The 17,192-nt window shown below is 40.8% G+C and carries 17 protein-coding genes and 1 pseudogene; 7 read left to right on the top strand and 11 right to left on the bottom strand.

Translation table 11 applies throughout. From position 1 onward, the window contains the following. Positions 1-14 precede the first annotated feature (14 nt). The 4 genes and pseudogenes from BK584_RS13615 to BK584_RS13630 all read right to left on the bottom strand — a co-directional run bounded on the left by BK584_RS13615 (position 15) and on the right by BK584_RS13630 (position 4,139). Complete coding sequence (locus tag BK584_RS13615) at positions 15-1,637, bottom strand: catalase (protein ID WP_078393115.1); 1,623 nt, start codon at positions 1,635-1,637, stop codon at positions 15-17. A 172-nt stretch (positions 1,638-1,809) separates the two neighbouring features. Further along, positions 1,810-2,221, bottom strand: a pseudogene (locus BK584_RS13620) (ATP-binding cassette domain-containing protein); the annotation flags it as partial. Between the two features lie 136 nt (positions 2,222-2,357). Then, a complete protein-coding gene (gene murB / locus BK584_RS13625) occupies positions 2,358-3,296 on the bottom strand; it encodes a UDP-N-acetylmuramate dehydrogenase (RefSeq protein ID WP_078393116.1) in 939 nt (312 codons plus the stop codon). Positions 3,297-3,518: 222 nt separating this feature from the next. Next, complete coding sequence (locus BK584_RS13630) at positions 3,519-4,139, bottom strand: flavin reductase family protein (RefSeq protein WP_078393117.1); 621 nt, start codon at positions 4,137-4,139, stop codon at positions 3,519-3,521. 127 nt (positions 4,140-4,266) lie between these two features. On the opposite strand from BK584_RS13630, the gene BK584_RS13635 reads away from it, so the two are divergent. Next, positions 4,267-4,911, top strand: coding sequence for a DUF421 domain-containing protein (locus BK584_RS13635; RefSeq protein ID WP_078393118.1), 645 nt, complete (start codon positions 4,267-4,269; stop codon positions 4,909-4,911). A 52-nt stretch (positions 4,912-4,963) separates the two neighbouring features. Continuing rightward, entirely contained in the window at positions 4,964-5,875 is a 912-nt protein-coding gene (locus BK584_RS13640; RefSeq protein WP_078393119.1) for a diacylglycerol/lipid kinase family protein, read from the top strand. A 269-nt stretch (positions 5,876-6,144) separates the two neighbouring features. On the opposite strand, the gene BK584_RS13645 is transcribed toward BK584_RS13640, so the two are convergent. Continuing rightward, the gene (locus BK584_RS13645) at positions 6,145-6,825 is read right to left on the bottom strand and encodes a DsbA family oxidoreductase (protein ID WP_078393120.1); all 681 of its coding nucleotides are present in this window, start codon (positions 6,823-6,825) and stop codon (positions 6,145-6,147) included. Between the two features lie 439 nt (positions 6,826-7,264). Then, positions 7,265-8,653, bottom strand: a complete 1,389-nt coding sequence (gene pdxR, locus BK584_RS13650; protein WP_078393121.1) for a MocR-like pyridoxine biosynthesis transcription factor PdxR — start codon at positions 8,651-8,653, stop codon at positions 7,265-7,267. 101 nt (positions 8,654-8,754) lie between these two features. Here pdxR and BK584_RS13655 point away from each other — a divergent pair, with 101 nt between their 5' ends. Further along, a complete protein-coding gene (locus BK584_RS13655; RefSeq protein ID WP_078393122.1) occupies positions 8,755-9,462 on the top strand; it encodes an aspartate/glutamate racemase family protein in 708 nt (235 codons plus the stop codon). A 54-nt stretch (positions 9,463-9,516) separates the two neighbouring features. Here the strand turns inward: BK584_RS13655 and BK584_RS13660 are convergent, their stop codons facing one another. Further along, entirely contained in the window at positions 9,517-10,956 is a 1,440-nt protein-coding gene (locus BK584_RS13660; protein WP_078395615.1) for a DEAD/DEAH box helicase, read from the bottom strand. A gap of 42 nt (positions 10,957-10,998) precedes the next feature. Here BK584_RS13660 and BK584_RS13665 point away from each other — a divergent pair, with 42 nt between their 5' ends. Both BK584_RS13665 and ribD read left to right on the top strand, forming a co-directional pair. Continuing rightward, a complete protein-coding gene (locus BK584_RS13665) occupies positions 10,999-11,892 on the top strand; it encodes an oxidoreductase (RefSeq protein WP_281255783.1) in 894 nt (297 codons plus the stop codon). A gap of 11 nt (positions 11,893-11,903) precedes the next feature. Next, on the top strand, positions 11,904-12,995 hold the full coding sequence (gene ribD, locus BK584_RS13670; RefSeq protein ID WP_437182739.1) for a bifunctional diaminohydroxyphosphoribosylaminopyrimidine deaminase/5-amino-6-(5-phosphoribosylamino)uracil reductase RibD: 1,092 nt from the start codon (positions 11,904-11,906) through the stop codon (positions 12,993-12,995). A 21-nt stretch (positions 12,996-13,016) separates the two neighbouring features. Here the strand turns inward: ribD and BK584_RS13675 are convergent, their stop codons facing one another. Genes BK584_RS13675 through BK584_RS25385 form a run of 3 tightly spaced genes read right to left on the bottom strand, consistent with a single transcriptional unit; the run spans position 13,017 to position 15,605 of the window. Beyond that, positions 13,017-15,182, bottom strand: coding sequence for a hypothetical protein (locus BK584_RS13675; RefSeq protein ID WP_078393124.1), 2,166 nt, complete (start codon positions 15,180-15,182; stop codon positions 13,017-13,019). Further along, positions 15,179-15,508: an ABC transporter ATP-binding protein/permease gene (locus BK584_RS13680; protein ID WP_078393125.1), complete on the bottom strand. Its 330-nt coding sequence runs from the start codon at positions 15,506-15,508 to the stop codon at positions 15,179-15,181. The genes BK584_RS13675 and BK584_RS13680 overlap by 4 nt, the downstream gene beginning before the upstream one ends. Beyond that, complete coding sequence (locus BK584_RS25385; protein WP_281255755.1) at positions 15,483-15,605, bottom strand: hypothetical protein; 123 nt, start codon at positions 15,603-15,605, stop codon at positions 15,483-15,485. The genes BK584_RS13680 and BK584_RS25385 overlap by 26 nt, the downstream gene beginning before the upstream one ends. 161 nt (positions 15,606-15,766) lie before the next feature. Between BK584_RS25385 and BK584_RS13685 the strand changes: the two genes are divergently transcribed. Together BK584_RS13685 and BK584_RS13690 are read left to right on the top strand one after the other, a co-directional pair. Next, positions 15,767-16,399 carry an NUDIX hydrolase gene (locus tag BK584_RS13685; protein ID WP_078393126.1) on the top strand — a complete coding sequence of 211 codons (633 nt, stop codon included), beginning with the start codon at positions 15,767-15,769 and terminating at the stop codon, positions 16,397-16,399. Between the two features lie 4 nt (positions 16,400-16,403). Further along, entirely contained in the window at positions 16,404-16,553 is a 150-nt protein-coding gene (locus BK584_RS13690; protein WP_078393127.1) for a YycC family protein, read from the top strand. Between the two features lie 24 nt (positions 16,554-16,577). Here the strand turns inward: BK584_RS13690 and BK584_RS13695 are convergent, their stop codons facing one another. Beyond that, positions 16,578-17,135, bottom strand: a complete 558-nt coding sequence (locus BK584_RS13695) for a GNAT family N-acetyltransferase (RefSeq protein WP_078393128.1) — start codon at positions 17,133-17,135, stop codon at positions 16,578-16,580. Positions 17,136-17,192: the final 57 nt, after the last annotated feature.

The following is a 17,192-nucleotide window of genomic DNA, read 5'->3' on the forward strand; positions in this document are numbered from 1 at the left end:
TTTTTCTGCTTGTATTAATAAGGATCTGAAGGATCCCCTTTTTGTCCCGCTTCCCTCACAGCATCAGCCTGCTTTTCCTTCATACTTTCCTGCTCGCGCTTAATACCATCTTGTAGTCGTTTGCCATAATCGGCATCCGCTGCCGTGATATTTTTAATCATTTGTTCACGCACAGCATCATGAACATCAGCCAATGCGCCTGATAAATTAGAAATCAACTCGTCTTTCTCCCAATCAGCGAGACGACGATACGTTTCTCCAGCCTGGCCAAAGTTGTTCGGGCGGTCAATCGCTTCGCCTTTCACTTCTCCGGATACATGTGGCGTGTGAAGTTCGCCTGTTTTTTCAGCCTCTTTTAATCCACCAATTACCGAAGGTTCATAATTAATATGTGGGTTATTGCTTGGTGGACTATCTACTTGATAGGTCATTTGACCATCACGCTGATTTGTTGCGACGCGTTTTTTAGGTGCGTTAATTGGCAACTGCAAGTAATTCGCTCCAACGCGGTGACGTTGTGTATCGGAATATGAAAACGTCCGTCCTTGCAACAATTTATCATCAGAAAAATCCAACCCATCAACAAGCACACCCGTTCCGAAAGCCGCTTGTTCCACTTCAGCAAAGTAATTCTCTGGGTTTTTATTTAAAACCATTTTCCCGACTTTATGCCATGGAAATTTGTCTTTATACCACAGCTTCGTTGGATCGAGGGGATCGAAATCTAGTTCAGGGTGTTCGCTATCTTCCATAATTTGTACGTACAATTCCCATTCCGGATAATCTCCTTTTTCAATGGCATCATACAGATCTTGGGTCGCATGATTAAAGTTTTGACCTTGAATTTGATCCGCTTCCTCTTGCGTTAAGTTTTTTATGCCTTGCACTGGCTCCCAGTGGTATTTAACAAGAACTGCTTTGCCTTCCTCGTTTACCCATCTATATGCATGCACACCTGAGCCTTGCATATGACGGTAATTAGCTGGAATCCCCCATGGAGAGAATAAGAATGTAATCATATGTGTTGCTTCAGGGCTTTGTGAGACAAAATCAAAGAACCGTTCCATGCTTTGTCGATTTGTAACAGGATCTGGCTTAAAGGCATGAACCATATCAGGAAACTTTAATGGATCACGAATAAAGAAAATCTTTAAGTTGTTTCCAACTAAGTCCCAATTCCCGTCCTCAGTATAAAATTTAATTGCAAACCCACGTGGGTCACGTAATGTTTCTGGTGAATGTATTCCATGTATGACCGTTGAAAATCGGACAAATACCGGCGTTTTTACACTTGTATTTGTAAACACTTTTGCCCTTGTATATTTCGAAATATCATCATCGCCTACTTTTCCGTACGATTCAAAGTAGCCATGTGCGCCTGCCCCACGCCCGTGTACAACCCGCTCTGGTATACGTTCCCGGTCAAAATGACTGACCTTTTCAAGGAAATCATAGTTTTCAAGTGTTGTGGGACCACGATTCCCTACGGTACGAACATTTTGGTTATCTTTAACTGGATGTCCTTGACGATTTGTTAGCGTATCTTCTTGCTCATTTGCGGCTTTGCGACCATCGCTTGCATCACCAGCTCCGTCAACATTTGTTCCATAAGAAGCAGATTTTTTTTGCTCATCCATTTGCTACACACAACTCCTTTACATTTTGTTCTAACTTAGCCTTGCCAAATGAAGGAAAGTTATGCATAAAAAAACAGACAGCTTGTTAGCTATCTGCTTTGGTTCAATTCAAACGTTTGTTTCATTCTATGTTTATACCATGTTCTACTTTCGTATCTCACTCATCTGACAGTTATCTTTCCTGACTGAATGATTGTTGGTTAATTTGAATACTATTTAATGTCGCAAATACGCCATTCTTCTCGATGAGCTCTTCGTACGTGCCTTGTTCAGCAATTCCTTCTTTTGTGACCACAACAATATGATCTGCATGACGAATTGTCGCAAGACGGTGCGCAATAACCAACGTCGTTCGATCGACTGCAAGCTCTTGCAGCGACTCTTGTATCATCGCTTCAGTCTCTGTATCCAGCGCAGATGTGGCTATCTAATATTAAAATCGGTGGATTCTTGAGAAAGGTACGTGCGATTGCAATACGTTGCTTTTGCCCCCCTGATAACTTCAAGCCCCGTTGACCAATTTGTGTATCGTATCCGTGTGGAAGAGATTCAATTAAGCTTTCTAAATTCGCAAGACGGGCTGCATGTAATCATCTTCAGTTTTTACCTCTGCCTAAAGGCAGACCCCTTTTTAAATTAAACATTCACTCTAATCAGATATAAATAAAAGAAACGAGTTGTACTAGTCCCTAGGAAAAATTTTTACGTTGAGCCTGCTACCTAGTTGTTAGCAGGCTCAATGTCCTCACCAATTGTAATCACTTCCGTCTCTAATTCTACATCAAACTTTTCTTTAACCGTTTTTCTTACATAGTCGACAAGACTCATATAATCCGTTGCCGTGGCTTGATTGACATTGACAATAAATCCAGCATGTTTCTTTGAAACTTCCGCTCCACCGATTCTTGTCCCCTGCAACCCACTGTCTTGAATTAACTTACCCGCGAACATGCCTGGAGGACGTTTAAATACACTTCCACACGAAGGATACTCCAGAGGCTGCTTTGTTTCCCGGGCAATTGTCAGCTCATCCATCTTCATTTTGATTTGAGCTGTGTCACCCGCCTGGAGTTTCATAGTACCTTCTAGAGCAATATAGCGTTTCTTCGAAAAAACACTCGTTCGATAACAAAAGTCAAAGTCTTCTTTTTCTAGCGTTAAGAACTCTCCTTCTACAGTTAACACTAAAACACGTTCCAGAACATCTGAAATTTGACCTCCATAAGCTCCTGCATTCATAAAAAATGCGCCTCCGACTGTGCCTGGAATACCACACGCAAATTCTAATCCTGTTAATTTCGCATTCAATGCTTCACGCGAAGCGCCAATAATGGTTGCACCTGTTTGTGCCGTCATTGTCTCTCCATCAATATGAATCTTATTTAGTTTCTTTAAACTTAAAGTGATTCCTCGAATGCCACCATCTTTAACAATCACATTTGATCCATTACCAAGTAACGTAACCGGCACACTGTTTTTATGAGCAAACTGTAAAACAGTTTGTGTTTCCTCATACGTAGCCGGAGTAATAAATAAATCGGCTAAGCCACCCATTTGCGTATACGTGTGTTTATTAATCGGCTCATGCTCATGGACAGACCCTTCTGTTAACATTTTCACCAATGGTCGGCATGTCTCATTATATGTTTTCATTATCATCTTCCTCTAGCTAAATCATTTCAAATGACCACATACTACCACACCTATATGCGCATGCGTCCATTATTGTGCTTTTAAGTTGTGTCGACTTTCACTCGAACTACGCTTTTAACGTGCATCCTGCTTGCCAATCACATTCCTTCATTATGACGGATTTCCGTCTAAAAAAACAGACCAAACATCCTTTTGGTCTGTTTTTCACTATTTTTTAGAATGAGCTTTTTAATCTGGACGCTTTAATGAGTAACGTTCACCCAGTTGAGCATAGTTAGGACCAGCTAAACGGGCAACCGGCTTTAATTTATCTAAATCGATGTATTTCTTTTCTTTATTCAATACAGCCTCGTCTATATGCATGCCTTTCACACGGGCAATAAGTAGATCAAACGAAACAGCACCTTCATCATTTTTAGTAGGCAGATGGCTTTCCAATACGCATTCGAACCGGACTCGTGCTTCTCTAATTCCTGGCGTAGTAATAAAGGTACTTTCGACTAGATTTAGAGATGTTCGTGCTAGTTCACTTTCATCAGCATTTAATGTAGCTGCCGTTTCATTCATGTTCTCAACCAAATCTTCACTAACAACATGTATAACCAACTCATTATGCGCGATTGCATTACGCGCAGTGTCTTTCATTGTCCCATTTCGTCTGCCTACAGCAATTGAGACAAGAGGTGGATCTCCAGCAAGCATATTAAAGAAACTAAATGGAGCCGCATTAATAATTTCTCCTTCAGTAGATTTCGTTGTGACAAAAGCAATTGGCCTTGGGACAATTGTGCCACTCATTATTTTATAACGGTCTCTCAATGACATCTGGTCCATTTGCAGTACATACATGTCATCGTACCTCCATTCTTCTTTACCCTTATTATAGCTTTATTATGGATTCATCCGCTATAATTCCCGCTTACTTGGCGTTTAATGCTGCACCATTTCGCTCATACTAACCTCGAGGTGATTTTGCGTGGAACCACTATTTTTAATCCTTTTCCGTACTGTAATTATGTTTTTCGCGGTACTCCTCTTTTTTCGATTAACAGGAAAAAAAGACCTAGGGGAAGTGAGCGTCCTTGATGTCATTGTGACATTAATGATTGCAGAACTTGCCGTTGTATTAATTGATGATCCTGAACTACCCTTATATCGTGGGTTAGCGCCGATTGCGCTACTCATTCTCTTGCAGCGTATTTTCTCTTACATTCAAGTTAAAAGCCAGAAATTCCGTGATTTAGTAGATGGAGAGCCCGTTATTTTGATTCGTAATGGTGAGTTATTACAAGAAAATATTCGTAAACAAAATTACAACATTGATGATATTATGCTCCAACTTCGTGACAAGACGATAGCCGATATTCAAGAAGTTGACTGGGCATTACTCGAACCTTCAGGAACATTATCCATATTCACGAAAAGTGACAATAAACCATTCTCATTGCCACTCATTATGGATGGCATCATCCAACATGACCATTTACAGATTCTTGGTTACTCAGTGGAGTGGCTTAAAACGGAGCTACAAAAACAGGGAATTGCCGATTCATCGAGGGTTTTTTATTGCAGTTATGTGAACGATCAGTTCATGATTCAGAAAAAAAAAGCTTCGCCATGACGCAATTTTATTTTTAACGGGTATAGCTCTTGTATAGAAAGGCGGTGTGCAGATGCCACGCTACCAGAAAGCGATTCTACTTTACAATCAGCAAGCAGGCCAAGAAGACGCACAAGAATTGTTGCCAAAAACGATCGCCAAATTAGCTCCAGAAATTGTCGAATTTACGATTATTCAAACGCTCAAACAAGGGGACGCAGAGAGAATATGTCTTGAGCGGGCCGCCGACATGGATTTACTTTTAATTATGGGTGGCGATGGAACGGTTCATGAATGCGTGAACGGAATGATGAAACAAAAAAGTCGTCCTACTATTGCTATCCTGCCAGCAGGGACATGCAATGACTTATCTAGAGGATTACAAAATGAAACATTTGACGAAGCACTCGATGCCATTTTAGAAGGACATACACTCGCAATTGATATCGGTCAACAAAACGAGCAATATTTCAGTAATTTCTCTGGCGTTGGATTGATAACAGAAGCGTCCAAGGAAATTGAAGAAGAAACGAAGGACAAGTTTGGTAAACTAGGTTATCTCATCAGTGCTGTCCGTTCACTCAAAGAGCCACAATCCTTTTCGTATCAACTCGAAACAGAGGAAGGGGAGACATCGACTGGCGAAGCTGTTATGATTTTAGCAATGAATGGAAAATACATCGGTACCGTTGGTTTATTTGAAGAGAACATCTCTCTTTCAGACGGTTTTTTGCATCTATTCATTATTAAGGAAGCAGGAATGACGTTAATTAAGAATATGTACAATCAAGCAAGAATGGACAATGGCTGGCTAAATGAACCAGAAGGATTAGAGATCTTTCGATCAGCTAGCTTTAAATTAGAAACATTCCCTATGCTCGATATTGACAGCGATGGTGAACAAAACGAGGAAACACCCGTCATGTATAAGCTACATAAAGGGGAGCTCACGTTTATTTGCGGTACGAAAGAAACGGATCGTTAACACAAATGCGTTGTGTCGTATTTCGTACGAAACGTAAGGAGCTTTTTATAAGCCATTTTTAGTGGCAAAAAAAGCACTTAGGGTAAATCCCTAGGTGCTGAAAGCTTATCGGCAAAGCTAGTACCAACTCTGATTTAAACGTAAAAACGATCCTAACCTTTACAGACCCTCAAATCTCTGCCTTGAGCATTACCGTTTCGCATTCCGTTCGTGATTGACCGTCAATCATTAATTAAAAAGGAGTATTTACATAAATACTTGCCATTTAGTTAGCAGCTTTCATCCGTACACGCATCACCTTGCTGCATGATTTGAATTCCACCGTCTTCTTCTTTTACTTTTTCAAGCACTTGCAAAATAGCTTCTTTCGGTTGTGCGCCCGAAACAGCATATTTTCGGTTAAACACAAAAAATGGAACACCTTGCACACCAATCTGTGAACCTTCTTGCTGATCGCGCTCCACTTGATCTTTATAATCATCATTCTCTATAAGTGCCGCGACTGCTTCTTCATCTAACTTCGCTGCTGCCGCAATTTCTTTGAACGTTTCGGGTTTACCTACATGCTTCCCTTCAGTGAAATGTGCTTTCAGCAACAATTCCATCACTTCGCCCATTTTCCCATGTTCTTTTGCATAATGACTTAGGCGATGTGCGTCCATTGTATTTACCACCTGAATGTTTTCCAGCTGATAATTCAAGCCCACTTCTGCTGCTTGAGCTGTAACTTGTGCATTCATTTCCTTCGCTTTCTCTATTGGCATTTGATACTTCTTAGCCAATTCCTCAACCATTGTTTTATTTGAGTTTTTAGGTGCACTTGGATCAAGCTGAAAGCTTTTATAAGTAATAGCCACTTCCTCTGGAAACTCTTCTAACGCTTGTTCTAACTTGCGCTTCCCGATATAACAAAACGGACAAGCTATGTCCGACCATATTTCTACCTGCATGAGAATTGCTCCTTTCCTCTCTCTTTACGATATACACCGCACGTTATACACGCAAGCTATTTGCACTACCACATCAACCATTACTTCATTTTATTCCAAAAATTAGAAATCGATTTTACGTGTTCTCTACTAGCCTTCTCGATCGAGAAAAACAATAAAGAAGCTCTTTTCTATCAGCATTTTTAATGATAAAAAAAGTGATCCAAGTAAACTTTGGCTTCGTTATCTAAGTAACAAGACAAAAAGAAAGATGACCACCAACATGGTGGTGGCACATTCCATTCTTTTTTCCTTATCTAGATCTATTTTTATAGAAGGTGTGCTCATTGTTGACCGATATTCTAATTCAAACGTTTGATTCTATTTCTAACAGTTGGCTAATCAGCTAGAACGAGCAACGCATCCCAGTTGCTCGTTTTTCTTTAAGCTATATGGTTTATTATGATCTTTCTTCAGAAGCCCGCTTTAATCGTGCGACTCCTTCAATAATCTCATCTTCGTCCAACCCTCCATACCCAAGTACAAGTTCATTTTGATGCAGCCCTTTTTCGATAGCGAAATCTTCCACAAAAGCCGCTTTAACACCATTTTCTTTAAGCTTGTCTTTATCTATTCGCTCATGAAATCGAACAACTAAATGCATACCCGCAGCCTGACCGATTATGCGATCTTCTCCAAAAGCTTCCTCGATCGCTGCCACCAGTACTTTACGCCTCTTGGCATAGACTTTTTTCATACGCCTTATATGTTTTTCGAATAAGCCTTTTTCAATAAACTTCGCTAACGTTAATTGCTCAAGTGTAGAAGAATGGCGATCGGTGAACCATTTGACGTTTTCACTTGCTTCAACTAAATGAAACGGCAACACCATATAGCCAATACGGATACTAGGTACCAATATCTTGCTAAATGTCCCTACATAAATGACTCGATCCGGATCGAGTGCTTGCATTGATTGAACAGGGGTCCCTTCATAAATAAACTCACTATCATAGTCATCTTCAACAATGTATGTTCCATTTGTTCTTGCATACTCAACAAGTTGAATCCGCCTTTTTACTGGCATAATGACCCCTAATGGAAATTGATGGGAAGGGATTGTAAAAACAAAACGTGGTTTCTCTGTTTGTGGTAATAACTCCGGTCTCATGCCATGTTGATCTGCTTGAACTGGGTAAATGCTTGCGTCAGCATAAGAAAAAATTTGCCTCATTTCGTCTGTAACAGGGTCCTCAACACAAACTAGATCTCCCTTTTTGTTAAGAAGCCTCGTAAGTAATGAGAGCGCTTGAGTAGCACCTGTAGTAATAACAATTTGGCGTGGGTCAGCTCTGACGCCACGCATTCGCTCTAAATAAGTAGCAATTTCTTTTCGTAACGCAAAAGCTCCTTTTGCGCTCTGGTAACCAAATAGACGATCTTCTGACTCCATGCAAACTTGCTTAAATAAATTCCCCCAAGTATGTCTTGGAAAATGTTCAGTGGACGGATGACTTGCTTTAAAGTCGATTACATTCTGGCACTGTTGTAATTCTTCCTTATATTCCTGAAGTTTTGGTACGCTTCCCAGGCCTTTACGAAACGCTAACCCTTGAGATACATATGTTCCAGACCGCGGGACCTGATAAATATACCCTTCTAAAAGCAATTGTTCATATGCTTCATTTACCGTATTCCGTGATACTCCTAAGGATGAGGCTAACTCTCTTGATGACGGCAGCTTCTGGTGTTCAATTAAATTGCCAGAGAAGATTTTCTGTCTTAATTCTTCTTCTATTTGTTGTACAAGTGTCTTCGTTGACTGACGTGACAGAGAAAACCAAAGCATGCTCCCACTCCTCTGGTACCTTAATATCTGTTCTAATGTGGATCTTTATTGGACCAGTATAGCATGTTACTGTTAAAAAAAAGATTGATGGAGGGTTTGTTTTGAAAACGATTGGATTAATCGGTGGATTAAGTTGGGAATCATCCGTATCTTACTACCAATATATAAATGAATATGCGAAACGCCATCTGGGTGGCTTGCACTCTGCTAAATGTTTGTTGTATTCGTTTGACTTCGAAGAAATTGTGTCTCTGCAAAAAGCAGGGAATTGGGACGAGGCCACTGCGCGAATGATTGAAGCAGGTGAAAAACTTAAAGCAGGCGGAGCAGAACTCTTAGTCATTTGCACAAACACGATGCATCTAATGGCTGACGAGGTAGAAAGAGCAACAGGGCTCCCACTTATTCATATCGTAGATGCCTTAGCCGAATCAATTAAAGCAAGAGGTATGAATACAGTTGGCCTTCTTGGCACACAATTCACGATGGAAAAACCTTTTTATAAGGAACGAATGAAACAGCACCATGGTATTGATTTGCTTATACCAACCGAAATGGATCGAGAACGCGTTCATAACATTATTTTTAATGAACTCTGTGTTGGTACCATCTGTCCCAATTCAAATCAGTATTATCAATCTGTCATCGATCAACTCAAACAGCAAGGGGCAGAGGGCGTTATATTAGGGTGTACAGAAATTCCCTTACTCATTACTCAAGCGGACTCTCGCTTACCTTTGTTTGATTCAACAAAACTCCATGCCGAAATGGCCATCTCATTCGCCCTATCGGATAAAAGCATAATTTAATTACGAAAAAGCCACGCTGTATAATATTCAGCGTGGTCTCTTTTATCATTTTATTTACTTTTTCGCTTGATGTACTTTTAAGAGCTTGCCTTTCACAGGTGTTTTTCTCATTTGCTCAAGTACAAGCGTCCCTTTTCCATTCAAAATTTCAATAAAAGTGGATGTCTTTTCAACGGTAATAATCCCGATGTCATCCGCACTGACGTTCTGCAAACGAGTGATTGTCCCAACAAAATCCCCAGCCCGTAATTTCTTTTGCTTACCTCCATTAAAATAAAGCTTCATAATCCCATGATTCACTGCTTGTTTACTGTCCGACTGGGCATTGGCATTGCTTCTCAACTCCCGGAAGGTTTTTCTTACAGCTGGGCTTATCTTAGGTTCACTTTGACTCTCAAGCGAGTATCCAATTGCCTCTTCAAGCTCCGGTAATCGCTCTGCTTCATCTGCATGAACAAATAGTAACGACTTCCCTTTTGCTCCAGCTCGACCAGTGCGTCCCGTGCGATGAACATACTCTTCTGCTACTGGTGGCACATTCATTTGAATGACCATTTCCATTTGAGCTACATCAATTCCCCTAGCAGCTAAATTGGTTGCGATTAAATAACGGATTTTTCCACTCTTAAATGCATCCATCACTGCGAACCGTTCTTCTTGACGCAACGCTCCGTGAAGCTTGCCCGACCGTGGTATTTCTTTTTGAACCGCTCGAAAAACGCGATCGACTTCTTCCTGGGTCTCACAAAAAACAAGTGCACTCTCCGGCTTTTCATGGGCGAGCACATCCACTAACAATTGTTCTTTCTTGCGTTTTGTGATCATAACAGCGTGACTAGTCGTGGCAGGAAGCTCCACCGCACTTTCACCTTTTATCACCACTGGTTCTTGCAAATACACATTAATTAATTTCTTAATTTCCGGAGGAAACGTTGCTGAAAACAACATTGTTACGTGTTTTGTAGGCAATAAATCAAGAATGTCCGTTACTTGATCGAGAAACCCTTTGTTAAATAATTCATCCGCTTCATCAATAACCACATATTGTAGTTTTTCGACTGGAAGTGTTCCTTTTTGTAAATGATCAAGAACCCGACCAGGCGTACCGACTACAATATGATTTTTTTGTTTTAGCCCTAATTTTTGTCGCTCATAGGACTGTTTTCCATATACTGCTCTCACTTGTAGCCGCTTAAAACGACCAATTGCGGTCAAATCACCACGCACCTGTTCCGCAAGTTCCCTAGTAGGTGTGAGCACAAGCGCTTGTGGTTTATTCTCCTCCCAATTTGCCTTTTCGCAAAGTGGAATTCCATATGCTGCGGTCTTCCCACTTCCCGTTTGTGATTGGGCGATTAAATCCTTCCTTCCATTCTCAAGCAGAATCGGTAGCACTTGTTGCTGAATGTCTGTAGGGTTTGTATAGTGTAATAAAGATAGTGCCCGCTGAATAGAAGCATCCAGTGGGTACGAAGAAAACGTCTTTTTTGTCATCATGCACCTCGCTCTCTCAAGCATACCCTATTTTGGACTTGAATAGAAAAGGATGTTTTTAAAATGAAGCCTAAAACAGCGATCATTACTGGCGGCACAAGTGGAATTGGATATGAGACAGCAAAAGGTCTGTTAAAACATGACTATCATGTTGTCTTGGCTGGTAGAAATAAAACGAAGGGAACGGATGCTGTTCAATCCTTAAACCAATACGGTTCAATTATCTTTTTAGAAGTTGATTTCGCAGAGCTCGCGTCCATTCAACACTTTACTGACCAAATAAAAGCAATGTACACTTCAATTGATTGCTTGATTAACAATGCTGGTGTGATGATTCCACCACTTCGTTATACAAAAGATGGCTTCGAACTCCAATTTGGCACAAACCATCTCGCTCATTTTGCATTAACCGGTTTATTATTGCCTCTGCTCATACAATCACCACAATCAAGAATTGTCACCATAACAAGCATTGCAGCAATTAAAGGATTTATCGATTTCGAAAACCTTGATGGCAGCAAAAAGTATCAACCAATGGTCTTTTACCGACAAAGCAAACATGCCAACTGGCTGTTTGCAAAAGAATTACATCGGCGTTTAACGAAGATTGGCGCTTCAACAATTAGTATCGCCGCACACCCAGGTCTCGCTAATACAAACTTGCTATCCCGAGGTTCTGGTAAACAAACGAGTTTGCTTATTCGCCAATTACTCCCTTTGTTCACTCAATCAACCGCAGATGGTGCTAAACCAACAATTTATGCGGCAACCGATCCTAACTTAGACGGTGGTGAATGGATTGGACCAGACGGTTTTAAAGCGTGGCGTGGAGAGCCAATCGTTGATTCCATTGGAGACAAACTGTTTGATAAAGAAACTGCCAAAAAACTGTGGCACGTGTCAGAGAAATTAACGAACGTACAATACCCTTTTTAAGGATGTGACTAATGATGCATCGCAAATACATGCAATTAGCCTTGGATAATGCGCGCATGATGCGCGGTCAAACCGACCCAAACCCGACCGTTGGCTGCGTACTTGTCAAAGACGGACGTGTTGTTGGAATTGGCTCTCACTTAAAAGCAGGTGGTCCCCATGCAGAAGTGCATGCGCTCCGAATGGCTGGAGAAGAAGCTGCAGGTAGCACTGCATATGTTACTTTAGAACCTTGTTCCCATACTGGTAAGACAGGTCCATGCGCAATCGCCTTAATTAAAGCTGGCGTTAAGCATGTTGTCATTGCTGCACTTGATCCAAATCCTCTTGTTGCTGGAAACGGCGTACGCTTATTAGAAGAAGCAGGCATTTCTGTTGAAACGGGCGTATGCGAACAAGAGTCTTTACGCTTAAACGATGTTTTTAATTATTCGATTACCCGTCAACTCCCCTTTGTTACATTAAAGACGGCGGTTTCATTAGATGGAAAAATCGCTACAAAAACCGGTAGCAGCAAGTGGGTTACTTCCGCCGAAGCGCGCAAAGAAGTCCACCAACTTCGTTCAGAGCATCAAGCAATCTTAGTTGGGGTCGAAACCGTTTTAAAAGACGACCCCTCCCTAACTGCGCGTATTCCAAACGGACGCAATCCGATTCGAATAATTGTTGATTCCAATTTGCGCACACCCCTTCATGCAAAAATTGTCTGCGACCAAGAAGCACCAACTTGGATTTTCACAGCGGCGCATCCAGAAAATGAAAGCAAACGTACCTCTCTTGAACAACTTGGTGTTCGCGTGATTGCCACAACGAATGAAAAACAAGTTTCCGTACGCGAAGTAATGGTCTACTTATACAAACAAGCGATTTCTTCTGTCTTACTTGAAGCTGGCGGCACATTAAACGCAGCATTAATAAAAGAACAACTCGTGCAGAAGTTTTTTATTTATTTCGCTCCAAAGCTCGTCGGTGGTCGCGGTGCACCAACCTTTTTTGAGGGATTAGGAATCAAGGATATGGGCGAAGCGATTGAAGTCGAGATTGGTTCTGTTGAGAAAGTTGGTCCCGACTGGCGAGTAACAGCTTATCCTTTATATAAATAGAAAAAGAAAAACGAAGAAGCCTTAAACCACTTCTTCGTTTTTCTTTCGCTTAAACGTATACAGAGCTAAGCCACTAAAACCAGCTAAAGAAAGACCGGTGAACAGCGCAAATAAGAAGCTCAATGGAACAGGGCCGCCTTCCATTACAGTTGTCCCCAACCATCCTGCCACACTAGCAATAACTGCCGTTCCAAAAATCAATAGACTTCGATATTTGATTGAAAGACGAGGGTAAGCAAACCCGATAGAAAACTGGGTAAACACTGCTGCAAGTAGAAAAGGAGCTAGAATGAAAGCAACAAATATACCTTTACTTTCTTCCAACTTTTGTTCATCAAATGTCCCATAGCCATATTGGCTAGGAACATAGGTGGCGATATAGGGATGATTCGAGATAAACGGCTCCATTTCTTCCTTTAATGCTGCCGCATCCCGATCAAGTGAGAAGAGCACAATCTCACTCCACTCACCTTGAATTGCAGCAAACGTATTTTCTGGGACAATGATCATTTGTACAGGATAACTACCTTGGAATTCTGCGACGGCTTCCACTTCGAAGATTTCATCACTAAAAGTGACCTCCTCTTCTGATGGTGCAAGCTGAAATTGGCTTCCTAACTCTAACAGCTGTTCCATTCCCCAATCTTCTTCTGAAAAACCCTCTGCTCGTATATCCGCGAGCAAGATACCACCATTCGAAAACTCATCACTGCTCGTTACACCAGCTGGGCTCATCAACGACCATAACGTCTTCCAGTCATCTTCACTTGCTTCCATAACCGTTAACGTGTCCCAATACATATATTGCTCATCTTCATTTAATTCACCTGTTGTATGTTTTACTTGATAAAAGCCAATGTGCCGTAGCTCCAAAAAAGATTTATTTGTTGTGCGAAGTTTTTCCATAACGATTTCCTCTTGATCGTCATGATAAAATTGGGTATACAAAAAATCCTCTTTTTTCCCTTGCCACTCACTTATTTCATTCATACGTTCATTCGTTAAATCAATTAATTGAACAAGTGAAAGCAATACAACGGTTAATCCAACAACCATGACAGGTTTAATAAAAGCTAACCCTCTTTGCATTTTCTTGATTGATGCTAGTACCGTCGTAAAAATAAGGAAAGACATAGTTAAAAGAGCGATTGAAGCGATGATAATCATTGTGAAAGGAAACAGAACATGAATGGATCCAATACCCAGATAATTAAAAGATTCACTTAATGTACCAAATGCGACCACTGCATCTTCTCCAATGAAGTTGTAAAGAAGAATACTTAATCCTGTACTTAATCCAGTCATTAGCAACGCAAGCGCTACCCCTAAAACGGTCATGCCTTTTTTGTACGTTCGTGGCGAAAAACCTAAACGCATTAAGAGGTCCTCATCATTTCGGAAAGCTAGCTTAATTTCCCTAGTAAACATGTATGTACTTGATCCAGCAAACAAAAAAAGGACAAGTACCAGCACATAAACCGTTGTTTTTAAACCATCATGTTGTTCATAGAATGGGGTCCAATCAATTGAGACATGATGAAGATTCCCCCTTGAACGCATACCGGTCTGTTCTTCTATCGCATCTTTTGTTTGTTTTACATCCTCATTTGAGGTCACTACATAAAGATCACCTAGAGTCGGTTCTCCTAAAACAAGCGCTTCTGTCATTTCTCCATATCCATTGTATAAACCAGTTACAGTAAAAGCTTGCTCAACATCGTCATGTACAAAGCGAATTTTGTCACCAAACAGTAGCTCTGGCATCGTTTCTAAAGCAAATTGGAAATCAAGCGCAATTTCATTTCCTTTACTTGGCCATTCGCCTCTATGTAAATAGAACCCACTTTCTATGAAATGAGGGTTGTTTAACTGCTGCACGGTTATCGGCGTTCCTTCTTCTTGCTCCCAGGTTTCCTGGTCACCAACAAGCCATGCCAATGTTGTATCACGCCTCGATTGAACATATTCGGTTGTTTCTTCATTCGCATCGCGCAATACAAAATCATACGCTTGATCATTTTGTACCTTGTTCCATCGTTCATGGTATCCACTTGACTGATATGCAACAAGTACGGCTAAAATAAACACCGCACTCGTAAATACCGTACTAAGAGACCAAAAAATGATCGGCTTTTGGATCTCCTTTAATCGTGTGACGTATAAGCGTAACCACATTCTCCGCTTCACCTGAATCCTCCCGCCATTTCAACAATATGTCCATCCTCTAGCGCAACTAAACCCGGAAATAGTTTTACGAACTCTTTATTTGATGTTGCTACAATTAATGTTTGTCCTTTTGAACGTGCATGTTCAATCAATAAGCGGAGCAATGATTCCTCTTGTGGTTCATCGACGATCAACAATTCAGGTTCCGCTATGACCATACGCGCAAACAAGATTGCTTCCTTCTCATAAGCAGAAAGCGAAGAACCCTCTTGTTCTAACAATGTTTCGATACCAAATGTTTGTGCAGCTTGTTTTTGTGTTTCAAACGCTTCGTTTTTGCCACTCACCGTATCGCACAGTTAAGTTCACTTGCTTTAACACGCTTTTTTTCTTTTTTCCGAAACCGTAGCTTTTATCCACTGCGGTTAATACAACCTGCTTCATTCCCTTTAACCTCCGCCACAGTCACTGTTCATTCTTTATCATACCAATTACTCGAAATGAATGACATAATAATATGAACAATTACATTCCTTTTGCTTGCTTTACCATTTTTCTCTTCCATGTTCCATGCTATACTGATGGGGCATCGAAAGGAGCTCTTTATGCAAAGCGAAGTCCTAACAATCTACAATCGTGCCAAACAACCAATTGGAACAGCAGAAAGGGAAAAAGTCCATACCAATGGGTTATGGCATGAGACTTTCCATTGCTGGATTCTTGATGATACGGCTAAAGAGCCAATGCTTTATTTGCAACGCCGCAGCGATACAAAAAAAGAGTTCTCTTCTTTATTTGATATCACAGCTGCCGGACACTTGCTTTCTCATGAACAAACAGAAGACGGCATACGCGAAATACAAGAAGAATTAGGAATCTCTATTGTTTTATCTGACCTTCATTTCATTGGTCAATTCCGTTGTATCCCAAATCAAGTGAAGATCATTGATCGCGAATTCGCGTCAACCTATGTCTTCACAGCACCCATACCGTTTGAATCGTTCGCTTTACAAGAAGAAGAAGTCTCAGGCATTGTACGCGTTCCTTTTCGAGAATTTTTTGATGTCTGTTTCCAAAATCAAACATCCATGTCTGCTGATGGATTCATTGACACAAATGGCGTGAGAGAGTTCTATAAAAACGCACTGTCACTTATAGATCTTGTGCCCCATTCACTCACTTTTTTACAGCAAGTTTCCTTGGCAATTGAAGAATTAATTCGAGAAAGAAAGGAGTAAGAGGATGCCTCCATTACGTATATCAGCTGAAACAGCGGTTACATTAGCAAAATCTCTTAATATGCCGATTGAACAGGTTATGCATATGCCCCAGCATGTCCTCATGAAAAAATTAGCAGAACTTGAGAGCAAAAAAGAAGATAAGCAAGACTAAAAAAACGAGCCTAGGCTCGTTTTTTTAGTCTTGACTTACATGACTTACATCCTCTCTTAATAAACCCATCACAACTTGATCATAGTACCTTCCATTCACAAACTCAGCGTTGCGTAAGGTACCTTCCACTTGAAACCCACATTTTTTATACACATGTAATGCCCGTTCATTCCCACTCCATGTATCGAGTTGTATCCGAAGCAAGTTCAACTCCATAAATAAATAGCGGATTAAAAGTGTAAGTGCCTCGGTTCCGTAACCGTTATTCCTAGCGTTAGAGTTACCAATCATCATACCGACCTCCGCACTTCTTGCTATAAGATTAACAGAGCGGTAATCACAGTTTCCGATATGTTCATTTGTTTCGGTAAGGTAAATCGCAAACAAACAACCTACCTTTCGATCAGGTAGCACATTTTTATCAAAAATAACTTCTGCTTCTTCGATCGTCACATTGCTATAAAGCGGGGCATCCGTTCCTGCAGCTAATCTAGCTGAGTCTGGGTTATTTCTCCACTCTACTTGCCTGCGCCAATCACCTTTAGAAGCTGGCCTCAACTCGATGCGTTTTCCCTTTATCAATAAAACCTCTCCTTTTTCTTTTTCCTTTTTCTACTTGTAATACATTCTTCTTATTTA

The sequence above is a fragment of the Shouchella patagoniensis genome (assembly GCF_002019705.1).
In the GTDB taxonomy this organism is placed as follows: Bacteria; Bacillota; Bacilli; order Bacillales; family Bacillaceae_D; genus Shouchella; species Shouchella patagoniensis.